Raw genomic sequence first — 26832 nt, 5'->3', positions numbered from 1 at the left:
CAGGCAACAATGCCAAATGCCAGGACTCCGCCAGTAAACCAGACATCGGAAATCCCTACATCGGCGGCCTTAATTGCCCTACCCGCGTATTGCAGCATCGCAGTCCCTTTTGAGATCACCTATTGCCAATAAGGTCAAAGGTTCGAGTATTCCCAACATTGAATGTTACACCATAACCCAGCGCGACACCCGCGTAGAAGTTTCCGCCACTTTGCGCCGGTGACCCGCCAATGCATCCGCCATACAGATCAGCAATACAACCCCCCATCGATGAGTTGTTCTGGTTGGTTGGCGTCGCGGAGTTCAATCCCGCACTCAGCGAAATACCAAATCCTCGCTCCTTGACCATGCCTACGCCCTGCCTGAACATTTTACCTGCTGTCATTCCTGAATCTTTGGCCGCGCTCTCGGGGCTCAGATGCGGCAGATTCAAGCCACCACCGACCATAGCGTAGCCATCCTGGAATGTAGCACTCGCACATATCACCACCAGGCAAAAGCTCGCCTGGATGTAAACATGCTTCTTCAGCCATCCCATGGGGCCGCCGCTAGATCCTCCGCCCTCGGATGGCGGAAACGAGGCGATGTAAAGTTCCAACTGGAGACCCATGCATTCTTCGTCGCATGCTTTGACGATCTCGCGACAAGAGTCATCACAGGATGACGGCATTTCTTTTCCTGTCACAACATTTCGATCTTTCCACGGAGCCGGGGCATCCCTTAGCTTCCGCTCGATACCGAGATACCTGATGGCTTTGTAGTAGGTCGAATGATAGTAGGTTCGCCACGAGTCGTTATAGTTCCCCAGGAGGGTGTTGTATTTTTGAGTGGCCTTCCCGTCCTTGCCCGTATATCCCTCGCTTTCATACCAATCCTTCATTACCTTTTGATTGCCGAACCCGAGGCCAGTGACATCATCCTTAATCATCTTGCCATCGGGGTCGGCAGCATTGATTGGTGTGTTGTTGGCGTAGGCATAGCCGTTCCATTGTTGCGGGTTAGCTGCGTCGAGGAGGGGGTCGGGGTTGAGGAAACGGCCGGTCATGGGTTGGTATTCGCGGGCGCCGAGGTTGGTGAGGCCGGTGATGGGGTCTTGGGTGCCTCCGACGAAGCCCTTGTCGCCGGTCCAGGCGGTGGGCTGCGTACCGCGTGCGTTGCCGAAGGGGTCGAGCGGGCGGCGTGTCTCCGCGAGGGTGGTCGCGTCCAGGGCAAGTGTGGCAGTGCCATGCGGGTCGGTGCACTGGATGGTGCGGGTGCTGCCCTGGCGAACAATGGTCAGGCCGTTGGGTTGTACGTAGTACCGAGCATTGATCGTCGTCTTGCTAGCTGTGGTGTAGGTGAGTTCGTCACTTCCCAGGTTGAAAGTGGTAATGCCGCCTGGGTTACGGCGGATGAGCTGGTTCCCATCGGCGTCGTAGAGATACGTAGTGGTACCCGCACTGTTGACGACGGTGGAAAGTTTGTCTTCACCGGTCCAAGCAAGTGTTGTAGCAGCGTTGGCCGTGGTGATCTTGGTGGTGTTGCCCGTGGCGTCGTACTGGTATGACGTGGCACCGGGGTTGTTGGGGCCAGTGCTGGTCGTGGAGCCCAGGGCATGGGGGCCACCGGTGCCGCCCCCGGTGCCAACCGCAGTGGTTGGCTGATTGACCTGGCCGGCCGGGGCAAATCCCTGTGTCGTGCTGATGTCCTTAGTGGTGTCTCCTGCTGTGTTGTGCTGGGTGAGGCTGGTGCGGTTGCCACTGGTGTCGTAGCCGTAGCTCGTCCAGTAAGGCGCGGGGCCGCCAATGGTGGCACTTCCGGTTGACGTCGGGCTGGTGTGGGTGCAGCCGCCCATGCCAGGAACGGACGGCTGGGGCTGGGTGGTGGTCCCGCCGGTGTCGGTCCAGGCGGTGCTGAGGCGACCGAGATAGTCGTACGTAAAGCACTGCAGGTCGGTCTGGGAGGGTGTGTTGTCCTCGATGTCGCTGACCGAGGTGGTCTGACCAGCTGCGTTGTAGGTGTAGCTGTGCTGGTCGACAGCGCCGTTGGTAGACGTCTGCTTGTCGACGAATTCCGACATCACGCGACCGGTGGCTTGATCAAAGTTGGTGGTGGCCACCACCTGGGAGCCCCACGGGTTGAGGGTGGTACGGATCGCCCGCCCGAAGGGGTCGTAATTGGTCTGCAGGTCGTATGTGACCTGACCGGCGGTGTAGATGAGCGGGCCGTTGACGTCGTAGGTGTTGGCGAGTGTCTCAGCCGATGAACCGCCGACGGCGGGGAGATCGGTAGCGCTGAGCGTGCCGGTATTCGGGTTGTAATGCCGGTGGGTGGTGTACGTGAAGGGGGTGGTCTGCCCGATCTCACTGCCGGGGATGGTGAGCGTGGCTCCCGTCGGATGGTACGAGGCGTCGTATCCGAGAGTCGTCGTCGTGGTGTAGGCCACGCCGTCGACGTATCGCGTGGATCCCGCTAGCTGGCCCTTCCCGCCTGAGGCGGTGTCGTACTTCCAGCCCGCAAGTTGATTGGCTGGGGTGATGCTGCCGGTGTACAGGCCAGTCTTGCGGCCGATCAAGTCATAGCTGTAAACGAGGGTCTGCTTACGCGCGTCCGTCACGCTGGCGAGGCGGCTATCGGCGTCATAGCTCTGGGTGGTGGTCCCGGTGTCCGGATCGGTGGCGGTGACTTGACGGCCGCGCAGGTCGTAGCCATAGGTCCAAGTGTTCTTGCCCGTGGCGTCCGTACGGGTCGCGGGCTTGCCCGCGGTGGTGTACGCGTAGGTCGTGATGTCGGCGTCCTCGGGGTGACCCGTGGCCGTGGATGTGCGGTACTGCCACACCTGACTGGTCTGGTCGCGTGCATCGGTAATGGTAGTCATGGGTGTTCCGCCGTTGGGCGGGGTGACGTCGGTCTCGTCGCTGCCGGGGTAGTCGGTGGTCGTGCGCCACTGCTCCACGCCCATAGCGGAGAGCACTGAGGCGATGGGACGGCCTTGGCCGTCAAAGACGGTGCTGGTCTCGGAGGGGACATCGCCGGGAACAGGCAGGTACAAGGTGCCGGTAGGAGAGGTGTTCTTGTCGTAGTACGGGGCACGGGTGGCGAGTGTCCGGCCGTGGGAGTCGTAGAGGGTGTCTGCCAGGAGCCGTCCCGGGATTCCCGACAGAGCCGGCGACGTCTGGGTCTGCCGGACCCTGCCGAATCCGTCGAGGATCTGCACTGACTGGGTATAGGTGGTGTCGTCGTCCTTGAGCGTGTTCGTCGTGGTGGCCGACGGACCGGCTGAGCCGTTGACTGCGTAGGAGAACGTCAGATTGGGTTTGTTGCCCGTGGCCCAGCCTGGTCGCCACATCTGTGTCAACCGCCCCAATGCATCGTATGTTTCGGTGGTCTTCTGTCCGTTCGCGTCGACTGTGACCAGTGGCAAGCCGCGGGCTGTGTCCTGGGTGGTGGTGGTAGTCCAGCCGGACAGGCTTCCTGGGGCCGGCGTGGTGACCGCAACGCTGTTCGGCAATTCACCGGTCTGCGCAACGCCATAAACCGTGCGTGTCACCGCTCCAGCCTGGTTTTGGGCGTCAGTGATGTTGGGATCTGTGGTGGCGACGACCCTGCCGTAGCTATCAAAGCCGGTAACGTTGTCGGTGACGAACACCGGATGGCCGGAGGCGTCGTAGTGGTCCAAACTTTGTGTGGAGGTGTCGTCCCCGAGAGCTCCGGCAAGGCCGAAGGCCTTGCTGTCGTAAAGCGTTCTGGTGTCTGCGACGGTGTTTGCCGCCCCGGGTACAGCCGTGCATGATCCGCTGCCAGAGACCGTCAACGTCTCGTCGACCAAATCCGTCATCTGTGCGGTGGAACCAGCGGCATAGCTGGTGCGCACGCATCGGTCCGGCAATCCGTCAGCCGTCGTGAGCAGCGTCAGCGCATGGTTCCCGTTCTCGGGGTCGGTGGTCGTGGCGGACCTTGTAGTGCGCCAGGTGTTGTCGGCCTTCAAGCTCTTCTTCGTCTCCACCATGCTGGTGGAGATATACCGTGCGACCAGGTTGAATCCGGTCAAGCCGGCTCGCTTGTGGGTGGCAGTGGGATACGGGCCCGTGGCCCGGTGCACGGTGTAGGCGGTGATCTTGTTTCCGTCGCCGGCCTTGTCGTAGCTGTCGGTTTCCAGGGTCTGGCCGGCCAACCAGTCGGAGTCGGTGACGTGTTCGCCGAGTGCGTCGTCGACGGTGGCGGTTTTGGTTCCGCCTGCGGCGAGGGCGTCGCCGGCCATGCCCTGCAGGTACTTGGTGACGGAGTGGGTGATGGGGCCGTCCTGCCCGCTGCCGGTGGTGGTGGTCACGGTCGCATAGCCGCGGAACTGGTCCCAGGTGCGGTCGCTGCTCTCGGTCATTTCCGAGTCATTGCGGTGCCAGCCCGCATCACCGTAGCCGTAGTGGGTGATTTTCGCAGGGGACTGGGCGACGAGGTCGTTCTCGGTGATCTGATCGACGGTGTAACGGTTGAACCAGTCCGAGGCGGGAGTCGCCCCGTAGACGGTGCCCGGCGGGTACCACTTGACGTTGTAGCACTTCATCTTGTTGTCGTCCGCGGACGCGGGCATCACATGGTCCACCCGGGAGCAAGCCGGCAGGCTGTAGTCGATGACGATGTTCTCGCCGGTCTCGGTGGTGATGCTCTTGATCCGGGGCCGGTTGAAGATGGGCGGTGCGGGGACCAGGTCCATGCCGTCGACGCGATTGGGTTTCATCGTCCAGGTGAAGATGACAGGTGGCAGCGGCGGGGTGCTGGGTCCGTCCAATCCGGTGCGCTGAATCTGCTGCAGCCACAGGCCTTTGCTGGTGCCGTCGTTCGGGTCGGGGAAGGACTGGGTCAGCGCATAGGAGTCGACAGGCTTGGACGTGCCGTTGGACATCACCTGGGTGGTGATGGAGGCCAGGCGCTGGTTGGACCAGAAGCTGGGGCCGTAGTTGGTGCAGGGGTTGGCGTCGCAGTGCTGGTCGTAGGGCACGTCCGGCCAGTGCGTGGCGTTGGTTTTCGACAAGGTGGCGCCTGTGCAGGTGAAGCCGCCGGTGGTGTCGCAGCGGCCCTCGGGCGCCGGATTGAAGGAGATCGTGGCGGCGGGTTTGGCCGTGCCCTTGGCAGCGACCTGCCCGGCCAGGGTCTGCCCGTAGTTGATGGAGCGCAGCGCGCCGCCGCGGGTGTAGGGAGTGAGGGTGCCGGTACCGTTGTTCTGCCCCCCGCCGCGCGCGTAATTGTCGCCCTCGGCGGTGTAGGTGTAGGTGGTGAGGTTGCCGTGGACGTCGACGGAGTAGTCGAGGTTCCAGCGCCAGGCCATCTGGCACCACGAGCCCTTGCTCTTGGCCGCGTCATAGCAAGGGTCGCCGCTGTTGGGCGAGTACACCGGCACCGCCCACGCGGAGTGGCTGGCCGGGTCGCTCTTGTCGCCGCCGGGCAGGTGGTTCAGTCCGAAGTAGTAGACCGTGCCGGCCGTGGTGGTGACGCGGACGTACTCGCCGCGCGAATCGTCGTTGCTCGCTCCGGTGAGGAAGTCGACCTTGGATCCGTTGTCGTCCTTAAGCCGCCAGGCGCCGCTGTCGTCGTCGCGCACCAGTTCGCTGGAGTGCCCGCCCAGGGACAGGGTGGCGTTGTAGCCGCCCCAGCACTCGTCGCCCGAGTGCTGCAGACCGTCCTTGTCGCAGGACTTGTAGGAGCGCTCGATGAAGCCCGGGTGGTAGTCCCAGCCGTCGCCGATCCAGGACGCTTGCGCGTTCGTCGACGAGGTCCGCCCGTCGACCGACGAGGAGTCGTAGGACAGTGACACCTGCGGCGCGGCCCCACCCAACGCCGGGGGGACCTGGATCGGGTAGGAGTAGGAGAAGCCACCACTCGAGGAGCCAGCCGTCCACTTCGCGCTGGGGGCGAGGTCGGTCGCCGCGTAGGTGCCGGCCGAGCCGGCCGGATCACCCATGGGTGCAAGCACGATCTGCTGTGCGGCGGCAGCATCGAGCGCAGTGGTCGCCTTCGGTGCGGTGGCCGAGGCCGGGTTCCGCGGGCCGGGTGCGGCGGCGGGCAGGGCAACGTCGGCGACCAGGCGGTGGGTGCTCGGGTCGTAGTGGGAGGGCACCGGAGTCTGTTTGCGGCACGCCGGCACCGTAGGAGTGGTCAGCGCACAGGCCGGCAGACCGACCAGCCGGACGCGCTGTGCAAAGCCGCCGCCCCAGTTGACGTCCAGGGAGCTGATGTCGATGCCGACCTGAACCCGCCCCGTGGGGGCGGTGTCGGTGCGGGCGAGCGTGACCGCCAGGCCGGGAAGACCCGCTCCCGTGATCGCCTTCTGGTCGGCCACCGAGACGCGAACCGATGCCTCCGCGGCGTTGGCGCTCTGTCGCGTAGTGCCGGATGAAGCTATCCAGACGGGGAGTTGCCCGGCGCGGACCGTTGCTGACGTGGCCTTGGTGGTGGAGGCGTTCGGGAGGGTGACGGTGGCCTTGCCGCCGAATGGCACGGGCGCCGCGGTGCGGGGTGCCCCGGTGGCAGGGGCGGTGGAGGGAAGCTTCGCCGGGGCAGGTGCGGGATGCCCGGGAACTGAGGGGGTCTGCGGGAGCGGGGTGTTGGGCGGAGACCAGATCTGATCCGGATCGGGCGCCTGCGCCGCCGCGATGGCCTCGGCTGACAGCGGCGTCAGGAGGGCGGCGAAGACCGCCAGAACGCTGGCTGAACCCAGCAGCGCGTGCCTGCCGCTCAGCTTCCATCTGATGCGCGCACCGGTGCTCGAACCCTGCACAACTCCCCCTCGGGTCTTGCCCGTTCGCACAGAGTTGCGCGCGAATGACACGGACCGTAGGGCCTTCTGTGACGCAAGTGACGGGCACTTGACCCACCGTTTACCCAGTGACCCATGTCACAGGGGCATCAGACCGGGACATCGCTGGAGGAGTGTTCGGCTCCAGTTGGGGACGGCCTTGACCGTTGTGACGAGCGTGGCCCATCGTGCGCACGGTCATTGCGCCACCGGTACGACCCGGAACGGGGATCTTCATGCCTTCTGTCCCTCCTGGCCCTCCCATCCCCCGGCGCCGCGGCAGACCCCGCCGCACTGGGGCCGCTGTACTCGCGCTCGCTCTCTCGGCCGGCCTGCTCTCCCTCGCCCCCGCTGCCCACGCCGACACCCCCACCGACCCGGCCGAGGCCCAACACGCCGCAATCGTCCCGCCCGACACGGTGGCCGCGGCCGCCGCGCAGGCGAAGGCCGCAGCGACCGGCCAGCCGGTCGTCATCGACGCGCTGACCAGCGAGTTCGAGCAGACGTCCGTCAACCCGGACGGCACCTACTCCACCAGCACCAGCGTGCAACCCGCACGGGCCAAGGTCGCCGGCGCTTGGTCGCCGGTGGACGCCACTCTGCACACCAACGCCGACGGCACCCTGTCCCCCAAAGCCGCCATAACCCCCATACGCCTGTCGCATGGCGGCAGCGGCCCGCTGGCCACCCTGACCAATAACGCTGGCAAAACGCTCTCGCTCAGCGTGCCGTTCACCCTGCCCGCCCCCACCGTCTCGGGCGACAGCGCGCTGTACGCCAACATCCTGCCGGACGTGGACCTGAAGGTGACCGTCAACGCACGGGGCAGCGTCAAGCACATCGTCATCGTCAAGACCGCCACCGCCGCGGCCAATCCCGCACTCAAGACCCTGGACCTGGCCACCACCGGCACCGGGATCAGCGTCACCGCCGACAGCGCAGGAAACCTCACCGCCAGGGATACCGCCAGCGGCGCCAAGGAGTTCACCGCCTCCGCACCGCAGATGTGGGACTCCAGCACCATCACGAGTACCCCCACCAGCGCAAAGACCACCACGGCCGCCGCCCCGCAGAACACCGACAGCGACACCCCGGCGGAGGCAAGTACCGCGGACGGCCCCGGACCGGGCGCGCAGACCGCCACGATGCCCACCACCGCCGACGGCGACACCGTCACCATCACCCCGGTACCCGGCGTGCTGGGTGGACCCGGTACTCACTACCCGGTCTACATCGACCCGGAATGGTTCACATTCGGCGGCACCAACCCCGAATGGACCTGGATCCAATCCGCCCACACCGGAACCCACAACACGGGAAGCTCTCCCGCCCTGGGCCTCTGCGGCACGTACTCAGGCGGCGGCAGCTGCAGTCCTCACGACACCGAGCGCCCCTACTACCAGTTCAACAACCTCGGTGCCATCGCCAACTCCACAATCCACTACGCCACGCTGACATTCACCCAGACCTCAAGCGCCTCGTGGTCCTGCACCGACACCTACCCTGTGTCCCTCTACGCCACCGGCCCCATCGCTGACTACACCTGGGCGAACCACAACAGCGGTGACACCCCCTTCGGCCTGACCGACCAAGTCGGCGGAACCGGCAACTCCGGCTGCGCCGGCGACGTGCCTTTCGGCTACGTGATCACTGCCCACGTGCAGAAATACGTCAACAACGGCGCCCTCGCCTTCGGCCTCCATGGCGACGAATCCAACGCGAACGGCTTCAAACACCTGACCCACAACCCCACCCTGTACATCCAGTACGACAAAGCCCCCAACCCGCCCTCCAACCTGAAGAGCAGTCCGGTCCCGCAATACCTCGCCCCGGCCTCGCAGGAGAACTGCCAGCTCGCCGCCGAACCCACCACCCACGCCTTCATCAGCAACCCCGGCGCCCAAGGCCTGAAACTGACCGCGACCGTCACCAGCCCCGTCGGCCTTGCCATGCACGGCTACTTCAGCCTTTGGGACGACTCCGTCGCCGGCGACCCCCTCACCGCTCAAGGCAGCAGCGGCGACAGCGCATCCGGGCAGACCGTCACCTACACCGTCCCCACCACCGCCCTCAAAGACGGCCACGCTTACGGCTGGAACGTCTCCGCCAGCGATGGCCTCCTACCCTCCACCACCGCAGGCGGCTGCCGCTTCCGTGCCGACCTGCAACCACCCACCATCACGTTCAACCCGGTGACCGACCTCGCCCACCAGTTCCCGCCCTCCGGCAACGGGCAGACCACCACACTGCACGTCGGCGACTCGGGACAGATCCCCTTCACCGCCACCGATCCCACCCCGGCCGAAGGCGTCAATTCCGCACTGGCCTGCATGCGCTGGAGCCTGGACTCCACGCTCTCCGACGCCGCCTGGCAGTGCGGCAGCGCCCTCCCGAAGATTTCCGTCCCGGTGCACCCCACGCACTGGGGCACCAACATCGCCTACCTCCAAGCCGAGGACAACGCCGGAAACACCTCCCTGATCACGGCGTACCCCTTCTACATGCCCTGGTCGCCCACTCCGTTGGCCTACGGCGACGTCACCAATGACGGCCACCCCGACGTCCTCGCCGCCGACCCCACCACCGGCGCTCTGCTCAACTACAGCCAGGCCCTGAACTTCAACTCCACCCCCGCCATCCAAGCCGCCACCGCCGCCCAGGCACCCGACGGCACCAGCTGGAAGAACTTCCGCATCACCCACCGCGGCACTCAGACCGCCGGCACTCCGGTCGACGACCTCTTCGTCCACCAGGACGCCGACCCCACCAAGCCGGACTCCGACCCCACAAAGACCGGCAGCGGGCAGCTGTTCTACTACTCCAATGACACGCAGAATTACGGGGCGTTCGGTACCGCCAAGGCGCAACTGCCTCGTCCGGACTGCGTTGGTACCGCGACTGAATGTCCCGGTCTGACTGTCGGCTCCACCTGGGCGCCTGGCGCCACTTGGGCCTACACCAACCAGATCACCCCGATCGGTGCGGCAGGCACCACCCTCACTCCCGATCTGAAGACCACCGACGCCACCGGTGTCCTCGCCGTCGAAGCCGGAAGTCTCTGGTTCTACCCCAAGACCAGCGCAGGTGCCTACGACGCCAATGGCAAACGTTCCCCCTTCGGTGCTCCGACGCTGGTGGCCAAGGGCGGATGGGACAATTACGACCTCATGATCCCTGGCGACGCCCTCGCAACTGGCAAACCCGCCTTGTGGGCCCGGGTCCGCACCACCGCAGGCGGCCACACCGCAGGCGACATCCTCCAGTACGCCCTGACCACCGCCGCCGCGACCGACGACAATGGCACCGCGTACACCACGGTCACGGGCGTCACTGCTTCCCCCGCCACCGCGATCGGCGGTGGCATCACCACCGCCGCGTTCCCGCTAGTCGGCTCGGACGGCGATCTCAACGGCGACAACATCCCAGACCTGTGGGCCTCATCCGGCAACGGAAAGATCGTCACCTGGGACGGCGTCACTCCGGACGGCACCGCCAAGACCGCCATCGCGTACTTCACCGGCCGCAGCAACCAATGGCTCCTGAACGGCACCCCCAACGACGCCTCCGGCGGCAACAACGCCGCACCCGTCGGCACCGTCACCTGGGCCGCCAACCACGCCGGCACCACCCCCGGCGCAGCCGCCTTCACCGGCACCTCAGCCCTGGTCTCCAAGGTCGCCGCCGTCGAGACAGCGGGAAGCTACACCATCTCGGTCTGGGTCAAACTCAACACTCTCACCGGCGACCAGTACTTCGTCGCCCAGGGCGGCACCACCCGCCAAGCCTTCGACCTCGGCTACCGCCCCGATACCAAAACCTGGACCTTCATGACCCCCACCGGCGACACCATGGCCAACACCGCACCCGCCGCCGACGCCCCCGCAGGCGCCGCCACCACCGGCACCTGGACCCACCTCACCGGCGTCTACGACGCCACCACCCACAGCTCAACGCTCTACGTCAACGGCCACTACGCCGGGGCAGCCACCAACCCCACCCCCTGGCACGCACCCGGCCACCTCAGCGTCGGCGCCATCCAACTCACCAGCAGCGCCACCCTCTACAACCCCGCCAACGCCACCATCAGCGACGCCCGCATCTACCCCTACGCCTTCACCACCGAGCAAGCGGGCAACCTGTACAGCACCTCCTGACCCACCAGTCGCATCGTCCGCTGGGCCCGCAGCACACGCTGCGGGCCCAGCGCCTGGACGATTCCAGCCTGTACGTCAACGCCTGACTTGTGGCAGGCCTCCCGCTAATGACAGAGCCGCGTCAGTGGCACAGTGGAGAGCAACCCACCCGCGCCCGGTGGCACACCCTGATAAGCCCAGGCCTATGCCGCGTCGGCCCTGGCCCACGCCTCTCGATCAACTGGCGGGCGGCTCTATCCAGAGGGCGAGGGTGGGTCGGCATCGATCCCCTGCAAGTCCCGTCCAGTGAAGGATGCTCCTACGAGCCGGCGAGGACAAAATGGCGATGTACTGGCGGTACGTGACTCGGACCGAACCGGGCAATGATCGCGCCGTATCTGAGCAGATTTGTCCAAATATCTTCGCGCCTCGACTGGCGGGTCGGCACCCTGGCGGCCCACTCAAACGGCCCCGATTCGACCCCGTCGAAATGTCCGCGTCGAAGAAACATGCTCTGACCTGCGGTTTTACAGGCGGCGGACGAGTCGGCCTGTACGCCGGGTTCTGTCTCCCGTGGTCCTTGCGGGCCATGGGGAGGCGGCCATCCATCTGGGACCGGCGTTGCCGCCGGCCTCGTGCGGTCTACCCGCGGACTCGGGCGGGCAGCCCTCAGTCGTCCGCGCAGAGCTGCCTTGCGGCGGCCCATTCTTGACCTTGCTCCAGGTGTGGTTTACCTAGCCGTCCAGGTCACCCTGGACGCTGGTGGTCTCTTACACCACCGTTTCACCCTTACCGGGGGCCTTGCGGCTCCCGGCGGTCTGTTTTCTGTGGCACTGGCACGCGGGTCACCCCGGGTGGGCGTTACCCACCACCTTGCCCTGTGGAGCCCGGACGTTCCTCGGAAGGATCACAAGGATCCCGCCGCGACCGCCCGGCCGGCTCGTCCGCCGTGCCGCCCATCCTAGTCGACGTGTCCGCAGAGCTGGGCCGGGGCGAAGAGGACGGTTGACGTGGCCGGGTCGGCCTCGGTGAGGCGGACTCGCAGGTGGTGGCCGAGGGGGAGGCGGGGGGCGGAGGGTGGTGACTGGATGCGGGCCACGACGGCGGGGTCGTCGAGGTGGATGGTGCCGGTGCCGGGCGCGCGGTCGTCGAGGTCGATGACGAAGGCGTCGAAGACCTCGCCGATGCGGTCCTTGAGGAGGGCGGCCTCGATCAGGTCGACGCATTCGCGTTCGGCGCGGTTGGCGTGCTGCGTGCCCTCGGCCATTTCCTTGGGGAGGCCGGGGAGGGCGGCGCGGACCCAGTCCGGAGGCTGCTCGCCCGCGACGGCGGCGAGGCAGAGTTCGCCGGCGTAGCGGTCGACGAGGCGGCGCAGCGGTGCCGTGCAGTGGGTGTACGGGGCGGCGACGGCGGCGTGTTCTGCGTGCTCGGGGGCGGCGCCGTCGAAGACCGTGTAGCCGGCGCCGCGCAGCAGGGAGGTGCACTCCTGCAGGAAGGCGGCGTGGTGGGGGCGCCGGGGGTCGAGGGAGCGGATGACGTCGGCGTACGGGGTGCCGGCCGGCCAGTCGACCTGGAGGGCCTCGGCGACGCGTCCGAGCCGGTCGGCGGCGCTCTGGGGGGCGGCGGGGAGCGTACGGAGGATGCCCGTGCCGGCCCGGATCATGAGGTCGGCGGCGGCCATGCCGGTGAGCAGGGAGATCTGGGCGTTCCAGCCGTCGGCGGGCAGCGGGGCGCGGTATTCGAGTACGTAGCCGTCGCCGTCGGGACGCTGCTCGATCTCCTGCTCGGGGACGTTGAGGGAGATGCCGCCGCGGTCCCGTTCGAGCCCCTCCCGGAGCAGCCCGATCTCCTTGAGGAGGGCGACGGGTTCCTCCGCGGTGCCGTCGTCGATGGAGCGCTGGACGCCCGCGTAGTCGAGCTTGGCGCGGCTGCGGACCCGGGCCCGGCGGACGGCGGTGGCGGTGACCTGGCCCGTCGCGTCGAGGTCGATCCGCCACAGCAGGGCGGGGCGGTCCTGGCCGGGGAGCAGGCTGGCGGCGCCCTCGCTGAGGATCTGCGGGTGGAGGGGGACGCGCTCGTCGGGGAAGTAGAGGGTCGTGACGCGGCGGTGCGCCTCGGCGTCGAGCGCGCCGCCGGGCGTCACGAAGGCCGCGACATCGGCGATGGCGTAGTGCACCCGGTATCCCCCGGCCGGGGCCCCGGTGCCGGTCCCCGTCCCACGGGCCAGGTGCATGGCCTGGTCGAGATCCGTGGACGTCGGCGGATCGATCGTGAAGAGCGGGATGCCGGTGGCGTCCAGCTCCGGCATCCGGGGATGGTCGGCTGCCTGCCGGGCCTCGGCGAGCACGGCGGCCGGGAACTCCTCCGGCACCTCGAGCCGGACGCGCAGCGCACGCAGCGCGTCGCGCAGCAGGGTTCCGTCGGCGGCCGGGACGAGCAGGTGGCGGCGGGGCATGAAGTGAGCGTATGACGGGCCGTAGGCTGCTCCCGGTTCGTGTTGGTCCGTCCGAGGGAGAACTGCTGTGCTCGTCCTGCTTCCGCCGTCCGAGGGCAAGGCCACCGTGGGTGCCGGTCCCGCCGTCGACCTGGCGTCGCTCTCGCTCCCCGGGCTGACCGGAACGCGGTCGACGGTGCTGGCGGAGCTGGTGGAGCTGTGCTCGGGCGATGAGGAGAAGGCGGCCGAGGTGCTCGGGCTGAGCCCGGGGCTGCGCGGCGAGGTCGCCAAGGACGCGGGACTGCTCACCGCGCCGACACTGCCGGCCGGGGAGCTGTACACCGGTGTGCTCTACGACGCACTGGGGCTCGCGACGCTCAGCCCTGCCGCCCGCAAGCGTGCGAAGGACTCCCTCCTGGTGTTCTCCGGGCTGTGGGGCGCGGTGCGGATCACCGACCGGATCCCGTCGTACCGCTGCTCGATGGGGGTGAAGCTGCCCGCGCTGGGCGCGCTCGGCGCGTACTGGCGGGAGCCGATGGCCGGCGTCGTTCCGGAGGCGGCCGGCGACGGCCTGGTGCTGGATCTGCGCTCCTCGGCGTACGCGAACGCGTGGAAGCCGAAGCCGCGCAGCGAGCCGGCGGCGCGCACGGCCACCGTGCGGGTGCTGCAGGTGACGGTCGTCGACGGCGTCGAGAAGCGGTCCGTGGTGAGCCACTTCAACAAGGCCACGAAGGGCCGGCTGGTGCGCGCTCTCCTGGAGTCGGGCGCGAAGCCGAAGACGCCGGCGAAGCTCGCCGCGACGCTGCGGGACCTGGGCTTCGTGATCGAGGAGCAGGCACCGGGGAAGCTCGACGTGCTGGTGACCGAGATCCACTGAGCCCGCGGCGGAACCCCGGCACGGGGCACTTCTATTGCATCCTGTGCAACGCTCGTTGCGCAGGATGCCGGGCCGCAGGCAGGATGACGGGCATGACTTCCGTCCTCGACCTCGCCCCCGTCGTCCCCGTCGTCGTCCTGGAGGACGCCGCCGACGCCGTGCCGCTGGCCCGCGCCCTCGTCGCGGGCGGGCTGCCCGCGATCGAGGTCACCCTGCGGACGGCCGCCGCGCTGGACGCCATCGCCGCCATCGCGCGCGAGGTCCCGGACGCGGTCGTGGGCGCGGGGACGGTGCTGGCGCCCGAGCACGTCGGCGCCGCGGTCGCCGCCGGGGCCCGCTTCCTGGTCAGCCCGGGGTGGACCGACCGGCTGCTGGAGGCGATGCGTGCCTCGGGGCTGCCGTTCCTGCCCGGCGTCTCGACGACGTCGGAAGTGGTCGCGCTGCTGGAACGCGGCATAACGGAGATGAAGTTCTTCCCGGCCGAGGCCGCCGGCGGCACCGCGTATCTGACGTCGCTCGCCTCACCGCTGCCGCTCGCGCGGTTCTGCCCCACCGGCGGAATCGACGCGGCCGCCGCGCCGCGCTATCTGGCGCTCCCCAACGTCGGCTGCGTCGGCGGCACCTGGATGCTGCCCGCCGAGGCGCTCCGCGCCAAGGACTGGGGTCGCGTCGAGGCCCTCGCACGCGAAGCCGCCGCCCTGCGCGGCTGAACCCCGGAGGGCCGGACGCGCCGGACGGCGGCAAGGCAGGGCAGGCAACGTAGGACTCATGGCACCGGCTGCGCACCGGACCGGACCCCGCGGACTACCTCAGGTGCGACGTGTCGTTCAGCAGGCGCAGCGAGGCGTTGCCGTCGGCGTAGTACGCCACCTCCGACACGGACGCCGCCGAGAGCTCCATGCGGAACAGGGACTCGGGCGGCGCGCCCAGCGCGAGCCGGACCAGCGTCTTGACCGGGGTGACATGCGTGACGAGCAGCACCGTCTTCCCGGCGTAGCGCGCGAGGAGCTTGTCGCGGGACAGCGACACGCGGCGGGCGACCGCCGCGAAGCTCTCCCCGCCCGGCGGGGCGGTCTTGGCCGATGCCAGCCAATCGTCCAGTTCGGCCGGATACCGCTCCCGCACCTCCCCGAAGGTGAGCCCCTCGAAGACCCCGAAGTCGGTCTCGCGCAGGCCCTCGTCGATCCGTACCTCGAGGCCGAGGCGGCTCGCGACGGCTTCCGCGGTCTGCCGGCAGCGGGCCAGCGGTGAGCTGACGATCGCCTGCACGGTGCCCCGGGCCGCGAACGAGATCGCGGCCTGCTGGGCCTGCCGGCGGCCCGCCTCCGACAGGTCGGGGTCGGTGCCGCCGCTGCCCGAGAACCGCTTCTCGGGCGTGAGCGCGGTCTCGCCGTGCCGGAGCAGGACGAAGGTGGTGGGCGTCCCGAGATCGGCGGCGGCCAACCAGCCCACGGTCGGAGCGGTCTCCGGCAGCGCGTCCTGAACCGACCCCTGAGCCGAAGCCCCGGCCGAACCCGAACCAGACCCGTGCGCCGACCCCGGATCCGACCCCTGGGCCGAGATCCCGACGCCGCCGCCCAGCCCGAGTTCGCTGCGCACGATGGGCGCCCCGGGCTCCCACTGCCGGCCCTTCCTGCCCGCGTCCATCGCCTCGTTCGCGAGCCGGTCCGCGTGCTTGTTCTTCTCGCGCGGGATCCACTCGTACGTCACCTGGCCGGCCGGCAGCACGGACTTGGCCTCGGCGGCGAGCGGGCGCATGTCCGGGTGCTTGATCTTCCAGCGCCCTGACATCTGCTCGACGACGAGCTTGGAGTCCATCCGGACCCGGACCGAGGCCTCGGGATCCAGGGCCTTGGCGGCCCGCAGCCCCGCGATCAGACCCCGGTACTCGGCGACGTTGTTCGTGGCGTGGCCGATGTACTCGGCGGCCTCGGCGAGCGTCTCACCGGTGGCCGGGTCGAGGACCACGGCGCCGTAGCCCGCGGGGCCCGGGTTGCCCCGGGACCCGCCGTCGGCCTCGACGACGAAACCACGAGCCATCAGAGGCCGGAGTCCGCGGTGCGGACCAGGATGCGCATGCAGTTCTCGCAGCGGACGACGGTGTCGGCGGGAGCCGCCCGCACCTCGCCCAGTTCGGTGATGTTGAGCTCCAGACGGCAGCCCTCGCAGCGCTTCTGGTAGAGCCGGGCGGCGCCGACGCCACCCTGCTGGGAGCGCAGCTTGTCGTAGAGCTTCAGGAGGTCGGCCGGCACGGCGCCGGCGACGATCTCGCGCTCCTTGACCGCCTTGGAGCCCTCGGCGTCGAGCTCCTTGAGCGCGGCGGACCTGCGGGTCTCGGCCTCAACGGCCTTGGCCTGCACGGACTCCAGCCGGAGGGAGAGCTCCTTGACCCGCTCCTGCATGGTCTCGCGGCGCTCCATGACCTCCAGGACGACGTCCTCGAGGTCGCTCTGCCGCTTGGCGAGCGAGACGATCTCGCGCTGCAGGTTCTCCAGGTCCTTCGGGGAGGCCGCCGCGCCGGAGTCGAGCCGCTGCTGGTCGCGGGCGGCGCGCTGGCGCACCTGGTCCACGTCCTGCTCGGACTTGGTCTGCTCGCGGGCGGTGTCGCTCTCCTCGGTCTGCGCGGCGACGAGCAGGTCGCGCAGCTGGGTGAGGTCGGCGTTCAGACGGTCGAGCTCGGCGTGCTCGGGAAGGTGGTGCCGCTTGTGGTCCAGCTGCTGGATACGCGAGTCGAGCGCCTGGACTTCGAGGAGGCGGATCTGGTCGGCGGGGGCGGCGTTCAGCGGGGGGCTCCTGGGTGAGACTGCGGGCGCGAGGCGCTCGTTGGAAGGATGGCTTCGGGCGACTGGCGGGAAGAGCGGGTGGAAGAGGTGCTGGACAGAGCTTCCGGGGCCGGGGCGTGGGCCGTCCACGGGTCGGTGACCTGGTGCGACACATACGTCCGCAGGGCCCAGCCGTGCCGGTCCGAGATCTCGTCGAGCTGGCCCGCGGCCTGCTCGCACCACGGCCACTCGGTTGCCCAGTGTGCGGCATCGACCAGCGCGGGCCTACCGTCCGAGAGAAGTCCCTGCTGCTGGGCCTCGGAGGCCGGGTGGTGGCGGAGGTCCGCGGTGAGGTAGACGTCGACGCCCGCCGCGCGGACGTCGCCGAAGAGGCCGTCGCCCGAGCCGCCGCAGACCGCGACGGTACGGACCAGCTGCTCCGGGTCCCCGGCCACGCGCAGCCCGGCCGCGGTGCGCGGCAGACCGCGGGCGGCCCGGGCGGCGAATTCGGCCAGCGTGAGCGGGATGTCCAGCTCGCCGATCCGGCCGAGGCCGCGGCGGCCGGACGGATCGGTCGCGTCCGGTACGAGGGGCCCGGTGATCCGCAGCCCGACGGCGCCGGCGAGGGCGTCGGAGACTCCGGGGTCGGCGCGGTCGGCGTTGGTGTGCGCGACGTGCAGGGCCACATCGTTCTTGATCAGCGTGTGCACGACCCGGCCCTTGAAGCCGGTGGCCGCGACCGTCGTCGTACCGCGCAGGTACAGCGGATGGTGGGTGACCAGCAGGTCGGCGCCGATCCGGACGGCCTCGTCGGCGACCTCCTGGACGGGGTCGACGGCGAACAGCACCCGCGTGACCTCCGCGTCGGGATCACCGCAGACCAGGCCCACGGCATCCCACTCCTCGGCCTGGTGAGGGGGCCAGAGGGTTTCGAGCGCGGCGATGACGTCGGACAGTGAGGGCACGGGAGGAAGGTTACCGCCCTCCCCCGCGCCGACCGGAATCGCGGGCGGCCAGGGGACCGGTACCGGACGAGTACCGGACACGTGCCGGACGAGCACCGGACACGCGCCGGGCAGGTACCGGTCAGGTACCGGACGGGCTGCCGGCTCGTCGCGGACGCGGGTAAGGCGAGCCTTTCCTCTTGCTCCGCTGTGCGACGCCCGCCAAGTCCGGAAGATGTGGTTCCGGTCACGGATCACAACGTGCGTCCGATCCTTGGGCAAACGGAAGAACCGCCACCCTTACGTGTGAACTGCACCGACTCGCGCTGATCGTCCGGAAGTGCGAAAACTAGCGTCGTCCTCCGGAGGTGAACCAACACATGACGGCTTGTGCCATCGAAAAGGCCACGGTGTTGCGGGCGGGGTTCACGATCGCGTCCGACGGCTCGTACGCGGCCTGCCTCACCGAGTCGGGCGAAGGGGGCTGGTACCCCGAGCGCTGGACGCTGGCGGGCCCCGAGCCGTACACCGTCCCGCTGCCCGCCAACCAGCCGGAGGAACCCGGCACCGAAGTGCTGCCGCTGCCCGACGGGCGGGTGCTCATCCGCCGCCGCGTCGCCGACCGCTTCGACCTCGCGCTGCTCTACCCGACGGGGCCCGGCACCGGCGAACTGCCGCTCGGTTCCCTCAAGTCCCTGGAGGGCAAGGAGGTACGGCTGCTGCCGCCGGTCGCCGGAGCGGCCTTCGCGCTCGCCCCCACCGAAGGCGCCACCCAGGTGTGGCTGGTCTGCGGCAGCGGCGGCGGCAACCACAGCGGCGGGCCGCAGCTGCTCGCCACCGTGCGGGGCCGCTGCACCGGCGGCGTCTGGCTGGACCGCGCCGGCCGGATGCTCGCCCTCGACCGCGTCGGCCCGGACGGCGGCCGCACCAAGGCCGTCGCCGTCGATCTGCGGCAGGGCGAGGTGACCCCGCTGCTGCAGATCGCCGAGGACAGCAACGACCGGGTCCTGCTCGCCGAGCCCGACAGCGGGCTGCTCATGCTGCGCAGCGACGCACCCGGCACCGACCGGCTCGGCTGGGGCGTGCTGGGCAGCCGGCGTCCGGTGCGCTTCCCGGAGGCGCTGCGGATGGCCGACACGGTCCTCACGCCGTTCGCCGCGCAGTCCGGTCAGATACTGATGCCGGAGGGGGCGGCGGTGGCGCTGCGCGCCGAGGGGCCGGACGGGGCCGCGCCCGTGGTCTGGCGGCCGGGCGAACGGACGGTGACGTGGCTCACCGCTCCCGAGGGCTGGCTCGCGGGCACCGGGCTGTGGTCGGCGCGCGGCTCCCTGCGGCTGCCGTACGCCTGCGAGCGCTGGCCGTTCGGGCTGAGCGAGTACGAGGCGCCGGCCGCGGCTCCCGTGGCGGCCGTCACGGGTGCCCCACGGGCGGCCGTCGAGGGTGCCGCCACGGTCGACGGGCCTGCGGGGGACGAGCCGAGGCCGATGTCCGTGCTCCCCCTCCAGCAGGCCCCGCTCGACCCGGCGCGGGCACGGTAACCCCGATGATCACCGGACACGGCCGCCGACTACACTCGCCGGGGGCTACGGATCCGGACCCCTCGGGCACCGAGGGTGACCAACGGGCGTACCCACAGGCCGGGTTGGGGATATTCGGCCGCTTCAAGCGCAAACCGGCACGCCATTCATCGGGGAGACGTTCCATGTCCGAATCCACGTCCGACTCCGGCGAGAGTCACGACAACGCCGGGGGTCGGCACCGCGGTACCGCTTCGCCGCACGACAGCGACGGCGACCCGCACGGCCGCCACCGGCGCCCCGCGGGAAGCAAGGACTAGGACTGAAGGACCGGCCGGCTGACGGGACCCCTGGGTCTCGTCGGCCGGCCGGCCCAAGCAGCAGGACTACTCGTGGTCAGGAGTACTCGTGCTCAGGACTACTCGTGCTCAGGGCTACTCGTGCTTGAGGCCCAGCACTTCCGTGGCCGCGAACGTGTGGTTCGGGTCGCGGTCCGCGTAGTACGGGGTCAGCAGGCCGTCGAGTTCGTCGTGGCTGAAGACGTCCTTGGCGGTGTCGAACTTGGCGGCGACGCGGGGGCGGTCGATGACCGCGACCATGCCGCCGTGCACCACGAAGAGCTGGCCGTTGGCGCGCGCGGCCGCAGGTGAGGCGAGGTAGCCGACGAGCGGTGAGACATGCTCGGGGGCGAGCGGGTCGAGACCCTCCTCCACCTCCAGGAAGCCCGCGAAGACGTCCTCCGTCATCCGGGTGCGGGCCCGCGGGCAGATCGCGTTGGCGGTGACTCCGTACTTGCCGAGCGCGAGCGCCGTGGAGGTGGTGAGCCCGACGATGCCGCCCTTGGCGGCGGCGTAGTTGGGCTGCCCGGCCGAGCCGGCGAGGAACGCCTCGGAGGAGGTGTTGACGACCCGGCCGTAGACCGGGCCGCCCGCCGCCTTGGAGCGTTCCCGCCAGTGCACGGCCGCGAAGTGGGTCGTGTTGAAGTGGCCCTTGAGATGGACGTGGATCACCGCGTCCCACTCCGCCTCCGACATGGAGAAGATCATCCGGTCGCGGAGGATGCCCGCGTTGTTGACCAGGATGTCGAGCTTTCCGTAGGTGTCGACGGCGAGCTGGACCAGCCCGCGGGCCTCCTCGAAGTCGGCCACGTCGCCGTGGTGGGCGACGGCCTGCCCGCCCGCCGCGACGATCTCGGCCGCGACCTCCTCCGCCGGGGTGGCGGACGCCGCGCCGGAGCCGTCCCGGCCCGGCTGCCCGAAGTCGTTGACGACGACACTCGCGCCGAGCCGTCCCAACTCCAGGGCCTCGGCGCGCCCGAGGCCGCGCCCGGCCCCGGTGACGATCGCGGCCAGACCCGACAGTTGCTGCCCGTGCACAGACATCCTGGTCCTCTCAGCTACATCTACAGCGACAGGTGTGGGTTCGGACGGATCAGATGGTGATGCAGGTGCGCAGCGCCTCGCCGGTCCGCATCTGGTCGATCGCGTCGTTGATCTCCTCCAGCCGCACCCGGTGGGTGATCAGGCCCTCCAGGTCGATGCGGCCGGCGCGCCAGAGCTTGATGACGCGCTCGTAGGAGCGCAGCACGTCGCCGCCGCCGTAGAGCGACGGCAGGATGCGCTTCTCGTCGAAGAACAGCTCGAACATGTTGATCTGCAGGTTGTCGTCCATGGCGCCCGCACCGACGATGCACAGGGTGCCGCCGCGGCGGGTGTTCTCGTACGCGGTGCGGGCGGTGGCGGACTTGCCGACGACCTCGAAGACGTAGTCGAAGCCCTCGCCCGCGGTGATGCGGTTCTTGGCGTCGGCGAGCCCGTCGGGGGCGATGCCCTCGGTGGCGCCGAACCGCAGGGCCGCCTCGCGCCGGCTCTCGACCGGGTCGATGGCGACGATCTCGGCGGCGCCGAGCGCCCGCGCGCCCTGGATGACGCTGATGCCGACCCCGCCGCAGCCGATGACGGCGACCGAGGAACCGGCCTCCACCTTGGCGGTGTTGATGGCGGCGCCGATGCCGGTGGTGACGCCGCAGCCGATCAGCGCGGCGATCTCGTACGGCACGTCGTCCGGGATCGGGACGGCGCACAACGCGTCGACGACGACCTCCTCGGCGAAGGTGCCGGTGCCGGCGAAGCCGAAGACATCGCCGCCGGGGCGCTTGTAGTTGGGGGTGCCGGCGTTGAGGAAGCCGGCGATGCACAGCTGGGTCTGGCCGCGCTTGCAGGACGCACAGGCGCCGCAGGCCGGCAGCCAGCAGACCAGCACGCGGTCGCCCGCCTTGACGTTGGTGACGCCTTCGCCGACCTCGATGATCTCGCCGGCGCCTTCGTGGCCGGGCACGAACGGCGCGGGCTGCGGCAGCACGCCGCTCATCGCCGAGAGGTCGGAGTGACACAGTCCGGTCGCCCGGATGCGGATCCGCACCTTGCCGGGTCCGAATCCCACCGCCTCGATGTCGTCGACGACTTCGAGCTTGTCCTGGCCTATCTCCTGCTGGATTGCTGCGCGCACGGGGCGGCTCCCTTCGCGAGGTGCGGAATGGTGCGGGGTCCTGCGGGTGGTGCGGTGGTGCGCCGGCGGAGTTACGCGTGTTCGACGACCGTGTCCGCGAGGACCGGTGCGTCGTCCCGGTCGGCCGAGGTCGCCGACACCTGGATGCGGCCGTCCTCGCGCCACATCCGCACGCGCAGCGTCTCGCCGGGGAAGAAGATCCCGGCGAAGCGGGTGGAGTAGGCGCGGACCCGCGCCACATCGCCGTCGAGCATCGTGTCGACGACGGCCTTGAGGACGATCCCGTACGAGCACAGACCGTGCAGGATCGGCTTGTCGAAGCCGGCGACCTTGGCGAACTCGGGGTCCGCGTGCAGCGGGTTCCAGTCGCCGGAAAGCCGGTAGAGCAGCGCCTGGTCCTCGCGGGTGGTGATCTCGGCGGTGCGGTCCGGCTCCCGGCCGGGCGCCTCGGTCCGGACGGTGGGGCCGCGGTCGCCGCCGAAGCCGCCCTCGCCGCGGACGAAGATCTGGGTGTCGGCCGCCCACAACGGCCCCTCGTCGTCGGCGACTTCGGAGCGCAGCACGATGACGGCCGCCTTGCCCTTGTCGTACACAGCGGCGATCCGGCTGGTCTGCACGGCCTCCCCGGTGACCGGGATCGGGCGGTGCAGTTCGATGCGCTGGCCGCCGTGCAGCACGGCGGCGAGGTTCACGTCGATCCCGGGCGCGCTGAGCCCGCCCGCGGCGGCGAGGCTGCCGCCCGCGACGGTCACGAAGCTGGGCAGGACCTGCAGTCTGCTCTCCAGCGTGTAGCGCAGCTCGTCGGGATCGGTGGCGGGCCGGCCCGCGCCCACGCCCAGGTGGTAGAGCAGGACGTCCTTGTGGTCCCAGGCGAGGTCGGTGGTGCGGGGCTCGGCCGCGGTGGCCTTCGCGACGTCGATGGGCATGGTCCGGCTGGCTCCTTCGCCGTGGGGACAGGGACAGGCGCTGACCGGCGCGGGCGGGCGCCGGATACGGGCCGGCGGGCGCCGACGGCGGTGCCCGCGTGTCTTGGAGGACCCCGGCGCGACTGTCCGCACCGTCGGCCGCGCCGGGGTCGATCACGGACTGCTAGAACGTGTTCTAGCAGTGGCTCATGTATAACGCATCGCCCTGGGCCTGTGAATAGCTGACGCACCATCAGATCACACCACCGGTGACATTAGTCCCGGCCGACCCCGTACATTCCCCTCTGCCGAGGTCAGGGGCGCTCTCCGTACCGTCTACGGCATGACGACAACCATGGCGAGCGAGCCCGCGGTGCGGTTCTCCGGGGCGGTCAAGGCCTTCGGCGGCGTCCGCGCCGTGTACGGGATCGACCTGGATATCCGGCGCGGTGAGGCCGTGGCCCTGCTGGGCCGCAACGGGGCCGGGAAATCCACCGCGATCGGCCTGCTGCTGGGGCTGGACGCGCCGGACGCCGGCGAGGTGCGGCTGTTCGGCGGATACGCGGTCCTCTCTTACCGCCGGGGGGCGCGTACCGCATGATGTGGGCTGATCGACGCGGTGCAGGCGGGACGGGGAGTGGAACGGACATGGTCGACATGTGGGGGCGGCGGGCCTTCGGCGGGCGGGGTGACTGCGGTGGGAACGCGCCCCGGGACTTCGGCGAGGAGATCGACCGGATGAAGGGCCCGGACGGCGGGTCGCTCATCCCCTGGCTGCTGATGGCCAGCGGACCCGCCGTCGACGTGGCCACGGGCCAGGTGGCGTTCCCCTGGCTGGCCGGTCCCGGTCTCGCCGCGTTCTGCGTCCTCTACGTCTGCGCCGTCCGCGCCGGTTTCAGCGACCGCTTCAGGGGCGGCCCGGTACCGGTGCGGCTGCTGATCGCCCAGGCCGCCGGCACCCTCGCCCTCACCCTCGGCTACGGGGGCAACTGGCTGCTGCTCTTCCCGCTGCTGTCGCTGGCGTGCGGGGTCAGCGCCCGCGGCCGCCGGCTCGGCATCGTGCTGATCGGACTCAGCGCCTCGGCCGGGATCATCGCGGGGATGGTGCACCACGAGACCTTCTGGAACACCGCCACCCTCTCCTACGGCACCTTCCTGTCCGGCCTGGTCGTCTCGGTGATCCTCACCCTCTTCGACGCCGTCCGCATGCTCAAGGCCACCCGCCAGGAGCTGGCGCGCAGCGCGGTGGCGGAGGAGCGGATGCGCTTCTCCCGCGATCTGCACGATCTGCTCGGGCACACGCTCTCCGTCATCGTGGTCAAGTCCGAGGCCGCCCGCCGGCTCGCGCCGCGCGACATGGACGCCGCGCTCACCCAGGTCGCCGACATCGAGGCGGTCGGCCGGCAGGCCCTCACCGAGATCCGCGAGGCCGTCACCGGCTACCGCGAGGGCAGCCTGGCCACCGAGCTGGACCGGGCCCGGTCCGCGCTGTCCGCCTCCGACATCGAGGTCGTCGTGCTGGAATCCGGGCCGCCGCTGCCCCCGCAGGCCGAGGCCCTGCTGGGCTGGGTGGTCCGCGAGGGCGTCACCAACGTCGTACGGCACAGCGGCGCTTCCTCGTGCGAGATCGAGCTGCGCTCCGCCGGCGGAAGAGCCCGCCTGACGATCACCGACAACGGCTCCGGCGTAAGCTCGGCGACGGCTGCCACCACCACGGCGCACCGCATCGGCACCGGCCTCAAGGGCCTGTCGGAACGGCTCGCCGCGGCCGGCGGCTCCCTGGACTCGGGCCCGGCGCAGCGCCGCGGCTTCCAGGTGACCGCGGAACTGCCCGTCGAGGAGGAAAACGCCGCATGACCGACCCGATCCGGGTACTGCTCGCCGAGGACCAGGGCATGATGCGGGGCGCGCTGGCGCTCCTCCTGGACCTGGAGGACGACATCGAGGTCGTCGCCCAGGTGGCGGCCGGCGACCTGATCGTCGAGGCGGCGCTCGCCGCCCGGCCGGACATCGCGCTGCTCGACATCGAACTCCCCGGCCGCAGCGGCCTCGACGCCGCCGCCGACCTGCGCAAGCAACTGCCGTCCTGCCAGGTGCTGATACTCACCACCTTCGGCCGTCCGGGATATCTGCGCCGCGCGATGGAGGCGGGCGCCGCCGGCTTCCTGGTCAAGGACGGACCGGTCGAGGACCTCGCGGGCGCCATCCGCCGTGTCCTGGCCGGCGAACGCGTCGTCGACCCGGCCCTCGCGGCAGCCGCCCTGAGCGCCGGCCCGAGCCCGCTCACGGCCCGGGAGCAGGATGTGCTCAACGCGGCCGCCGACGGAGCGACCGTCTCCGACATCGCGGGCAAACTCCACCTCTCGGAGTCCACCGTCCGCAACTACCTCTCCTCGGCCATCGGCAAGACCGGCACCCGCAACCGCATGGAGGCCGTCCGCTCGGCCCGCCAGAACGGCTGGCTGTAGCCCCCTCGGTCGTTGTCAGCCGGCGCGGCGGGCACCGGCCGGCAGCAGGACGATCATGAGGGTGCCGACCAGCACCACCCCCGAGGCGACCAGGAACGCCGAGCTGTAACCCGAGGCGAGGGCCTGTTCCGCGGAGTCGCCTGCGGCGGTGCGGGAGCCGGTGTGCGACGCGGCGACGGTCGCGAGGACGGTCAGGCCGAGCGCCCCGCCGAGGGTGCGGGAGGTGTTGAGCAGACCGGAGACCAGGCCCTGGTCGGAGGGGTCGGCGCCGGTGGTGGCCGCGGTCGCGACGGGGGTCAGCAGCAGTCCGCCGCCGAGCGCCATCATGATGCCGGGCGCCAGGATCGTTCCGGCGAACGTGCCGTCGGGCGTCAGCCGGGACTGCCACACCATGCCGCCCGCCATGAGAACGCCGCCCAGCGCGCCGACCGTTCTGACACCCCACCGGCCCATCAGCCGGGGGGCGAGCTTCGAGCCGAGGATGATCGACAGGGTGTGCGGCAGAAAGCACAGCCCGGCGCGCAACGGGCTGTAGTGCAGCACGTTCTGCATGGAGAGGGTCAGGAAGTACCACATCGCGAACGATCCGGCGCTGGTCACCAGCAGCACGGAGTTGGCGGACGAGACCGAGCGGATCCGGAACAGCCCGAGCGGCATCAGCGGTTCCCGGGTCCGCGCCTGCACCGCGAGGAATCCGGCCAGCACCGCCAGTCCGCCGAGCAGCGGTACGAGCGAGTCAGGAGTGGTCCAGCCGTGCGATTCGGTCTGCGCGATGCCGTACGCGAGGGTGGCCATGCCCGCCGTCACGAGCACCGCGCCGGGCACGTCGAGCCGGCGGACGGTGCCGCCGCGGCTCTCCGGCAGCCACAGCACCGCGGCGATCAGCACGAGGACGCCGATCGGCACGTTCACCAGCAACACCCAGCGCCAGGACAGGTAGTTGGTGAGCAGCCCCCCGATCAGCCCGCCCGAGGCGCCGCCGGCCGCGCCGACCGCGCTCCAGGTGCCGATGGCGCGGGTCCTGGCCGGACCGGGTGGGAAGGCGGCGGTGAGAATCGTGAGGGTGGTCGGTGACAGCAGGGCCGCCCCGACGCCCTGCACCGCGCGGGCCGCGATCAGCAGCCACGGTGCGGTGGCGATCCCGCCCGCCAGGCTCGCCACCGCGAACAGCAGCAGCCCGGCGAGGAAGACCCGCTTTCTGCCGAAGAGATCGGCGGCCCGGCCGCCGAGCAGCAGGAATCCCGCGAACGTCAGCGCGTAGGCGTTGATCACCCATTGCAGACCGGCCTCGTGGAGTCCGAGGCCGGTCCGTATGGACGGCAGCGCGACATTCACCACCGAGACGTCCAGCACGACGAGGAACTGCCCGGCGCAGACGGCCGCGAGCACCGCCCAGGCGGGCGCGGCGGCCCGCTGTCGGCGGCTCGACTGCCATTTCCGTTCAGCCAGTTCACTCATGTCGGCCATGGTCCCCTCCCGGCCGCCGTTCGCGCACCGGGTTTGCGCGGCTCA

16 protein-coding genes, 1 other RNA gene and 1 pseudogene are annotated in these 26832 nt (G+C 69.8%); 8 read left to right on the top strand and 10 right to left on the bottom strand.

Annotated features, from left to right (window positions below):
• Window positions 1–115 precede the first annotated feature (115 nt).
• On the bottom strand, window positions 116–6754 hold the full coding sequence (locus tag C6N31_RS45935) for an RHS repeat domain-containing protein (RefSeq protein ID WP_198357967.1): 6639 nt from the start codon (window positions 6752–6754) through the stop codon (window positions 116–118).
• Window positions 6755–7008: 254 nt separating this feature from the next.
• Between C6N31_RS45935 and C6N31_RS21120 the strand changes: the two genes are divergently transcribed.
• Complete coding sequence (locus tag C6N31_RS21120) at window positions 7009–10926, top strand: LamG domain-containing protein (protein WP_198357966.1); 3918 nt, start codon at window positions 7009–7011, stop codon at window positions 10924–10926.
• Between the two features lie 516 nt (window positions 10927–11442).
• Here C6N31_RS21120 and rnpB read toward each other — a convergent pair.
• Together rnpB and C6N31_RS21110 are read right to left on the bottom strand one after the other, a co-directional pair.
• An RNA gene (rnpB, locus tag C6N31_RS21115) (RNase P RNA component class A) lies at window positions 11443–11848 on the bottom strand.
• Between the two features lie 18 nt (window positions 11849–11866).
• Window positions 11867–13360: an RNB domain-containing ribonuclease gene (locus tag C6N31_RS21110; protein WP_198357965.1), complete on the bottom strand. Its 1494-nt coding sequence runs from the start codon at window positions 13358–13360 to the stop codon at window positions 11867–11869.
• A gap of 67 nt (window positions 13361–13427) precedes the next feature.
• On the opposite strand from C6N31_RS21110, the gene yaaA reads away from it, so the two are divergent.
• Both yaaA and eda read left to right on the top strand, forming a co-directional pair.
• Window positions 13428–14216: a peroxide stress protein YaaA gene (gene yaaA, locus C6N31_RS21105; protein WP_138357843.1), complete on the top strand. Its 789-nt coding sequence runs from the start codon at window positions 13428–13430 to the stop codon at window positions 14214–14216.
• Between the two features lie 92 nt (window positions 14217–14308).
• Window positions 14309–14926 (top strand): bifunctional 4-hydroxy-2-oxoglutarate aldolase/2-dehydro-3-deoxy-phosphogluconate aldolase, encoded by a 618-nt coding sequence (eda, locus tag C6N31_RS21100; RefSeq protein WP_138357844.1) that lies wholly within the window; start codon window positions 14309–14311, stop codon window positions 14924–14926.
• Between the two features lie 94 nt (window positions 14927–15020).
• Here the strand turns inward: eda and C6N31_RS21095 are convergent, their stop codons facing one another.
• The 3 genes from C6N31_RS21095 to C6N31_RS21085 are packed head-to-tail and all read right to left on the bottom strand — an operon-like array spanning window position 15021 to window position 17943.
• A complete protein-coding gene (locus C6N31_RS21095; RefSeq protein WP_138357845.1) occupies window positions 15021–16256 on the bottom strand; it encodes a bifunctional RNase H/acid phosphatase in 1236 nt (411 codons plus the stop codon).
• A complete protein-coding gene (locus C6N31_RS21090) occupies window positions 16256–16999 on the bottom strand; it encodes a zinc ribbon domain-containing protein (protein WP_138357857.1) in 744 nt (247 codons plus the stop codon). The genes C6N31_RS21095 and C6N31_RS21090 overlap by 1 nt, the downstream gene beginning before the upstream one ends.
• The gene (locus C6N31_RS21085; protein ID WP_138357846.1) at window positions 16996–17943 is read right to left on the bottom strand and encodes a Nif3-like dinuclear metal center hexameric protein; all 948 of its coding nucleotides are present in this window, start codon (window positions 17941–17943) and stop codon (window positions 16996–16998) included. The genes C6N31_RS21090 and C6N31_RS21085 overlap by 4 nt, the downstream gene beginning before the upstream one ends.
• A gap of 359 nt (window positions 17944–18302) precedes the next feature.
• Between C6N31_RS21085 and C6N31_RS21080 the strand changes: the two genes are divergently transcribed.
• On the top strand, window positions 18303–19460 hold the full coding sequence (locus tag C6N31_RS21080; protein WP_198357964.1) for a hypothetical protein: 1158 nt from the start codon (window positions 18303–18305) through the stop codon (window positions 19458–19460).
• Between the two features lie 164 nt (window positions 19461–19624).
• On the top strand, window positions 19625–19759 hold the full coding sequence (locus tag C6N31_RS45210; protein WP_269287941.1) for a hypothetical protein: 135 nt from the start codon (window positions 19625–19627) through the stop codon (window positions 19757–19759).
• Between the two features lie 114 nt (window positions 19760–19873).
• Here C6N31_RS45210 and C6N31_RS21075 read toward each other — a convergent pair whose 3' ends face one another.
• The 3 genes from C6N31_RS21075 to chsH3 form a co-directional block, all read right to left on the bottom strand.
• Window positions 19874–20821, bottom strand: a complete 948-nt coding sequence (locus C6N31_RS21075) for a 3-oxoacyl-ACP reductase (protein WP_138357848.1) — start codon at window positions 20819–20821, stop codon at window positions 19874–19876.
• A 49-nt stretch (window positions 20822–20870) separates the two neighbouring features.
• Entirely contained in the window at window positions 20871–21947 is a 1077-nt protein-coding gene (locus C6N31_RS21070; protein WP_164296733.1) for a Zn-dependent alcohol dehydrogenase, read from the bottom strand.
• Window positions 21948–22018: 71 nt separating this feature from the next.
• Entirely contained in the window at window positions 22019–22873 is an 855-nt protein-coding gene (chsH3, locus tag C6N31_RS21065) for an enoyl-CoA hydratase ChsH3 (RefSeq protein ID WP_138357850.1), read from the bottom strand.
• A 322-nt stretch (window positions 22874–23195) separates the two neighbouring features.
• On the opposite strand from chsH3, the pseudogene C6N31_RS21060 reads away from it, so the two are divergent.
• The 3 genes and pseudogenes from C6N31_RS21060 to C6N31_RS21050 all read left to right on the top strand — a co-directional run.
• Window positions 23196–23438: pseudogene (locus C6N31_RS21060) on the top strand (ATP-binding cassette domain-containing protein); the annotation flags it as partial.
• A gap of 62 nt (window positions 23439–23500) precedes the next feature.
• Window positions 23501–24709 (top strand): sensor histidine kinase, encoded by a 1209-nt coding sequence (locus tag C6N31_RS21055; protein ID WP_138357851.1) that lies wholly within the window; start codon window positions 23501–23503, stop codon window positions 24707–24709.
• On the top strand, window positions 24706–25320 hold the full coding sequence (locus C6N31_RS21050; protein WP_138357852.1) for a response regulator transcription factor: 615 nt from the start codon (window positions 24706–24708) through the stop codon (window positions 25318–25320). The genes C6N31_RS21055 and C6N31_RS21050 overlap by 4 nt, the downstream gene beginning before the upstream one ends.
• Before the next feature lie 15 nt (window positions 25321–25335).
• Here the strand turns inward: C6N31_RS21050 and C6N31_RS21045 are convergent, their stop codons facing one another.
• The gene (locus C6N31_RS21045; protein ID WP_381586759.1) at window positions 25336–26787 is read right to left on the bottom strand and encodes an MFS transporter; all 1452 of its coding nucleotides are present in this window, start codon (window positions 26785–26787) and stop codon (window positions 25336–25338) included.
• Window positions 26788–26832 lie beyond the last annotated feature (45 nt).

Origin of the sequence: Streptomyces fildesensis (genome assembly GCF_016107395.1) — a bacterium.
Lineage (GTDB): Bacteria > Actinomycetota > Actinomycetes > Streptomycetales > Streptomycetaceae > Actinacidiphila > Actinacidiphila fildesensis.
The sequence above is the reverse complement of the archived record's forward strand: the minus strand, read 5'-3'. Positions and strand labels throughout refer to the sequence as shown.

Excerpts from the sequence above, each read along its gene's own strand:
- C6N31_RS21120 (WP_198357966.1), top strand. The coding sequence starts at position 7,009 with ATGCCTTCTGTCCCTCCTGGCCCTCCCATCCCCCGGCGCCGCGGCAGA.
- C6N31_RS21110 (WP_198357965.1), bottom strand. The coding sequence starts at position 13,360 with ATGCCCCGCCGCCACCTGCTCGTCCCGGCCGCCGACGGAACCCTGCTG.
- eda (WP_138357844.1), top strand. The coding sequence starts at position 14,309 with ATGACTTCCGTCCTCGACCTCGCCCCCGTCGTCCCCGTCGTCGTCCTG.
- C6N31_RS21095 (WP_138357845.1), bottom strand. The coding sequence starts at position 16,256 with ATGGCTCGTGGTTTCGTCGTCGAGGCCGACGGCGGGTCCCGGGGCAAC.
- C6N31_RS21080 (WP_198357964.1), top strand. The coding sequence starts at position 18,303 with ATGACGGCTTGTGCCATCGAAAAGGCCACGGTGTTGCGGGCGGGGTTC.
- C6N31_RS45210 (WP_269287941.1), top strand. The coding sequence starts at position 19,625 with ATGTCCGAATCCACGTCCGACTCCGGCGAGAGTCACGACAACGCCGGG.
- C6N31_RS21075 (WP_138357848.1), bottom strand. The coding sequence starts at position 20,821 with ATGTCTGTGCACGGGCAGCAACTGTCGGGTCTGGCCGCGATCGTCACC.
- chsH3 (WP_138357850.1), bottom strand. The coding sequence starts at position 22,873 with ATGCCCATCGACGTCGCGAAGGCCACCGCGGCCGAGCCCCGCACCACC.
- C6N31_RS21055 (WP_138357851.1), top strand. The coding sequence starts at position 23,501 with ATGGTCGACATGTGGGGGCGGCGGGCCTTCGGCGGGCGGGGTGACTGC.
- C6N31_RS21050 (WP_138357852.1), top strand. The coding sequence starts at position 24,706 with ATGACCGACCCGATCCGGGTACTGCTCGCCGAGGACCAGGGCATGATG.
- C6N31_RS21045 (WP_381586759.1), bottom strand. The coding sequence starts at position 26,787 with ATGGCCGACATGAGTGAACTGGCTGAACGGAAATGGCAGTCGAGCCGC.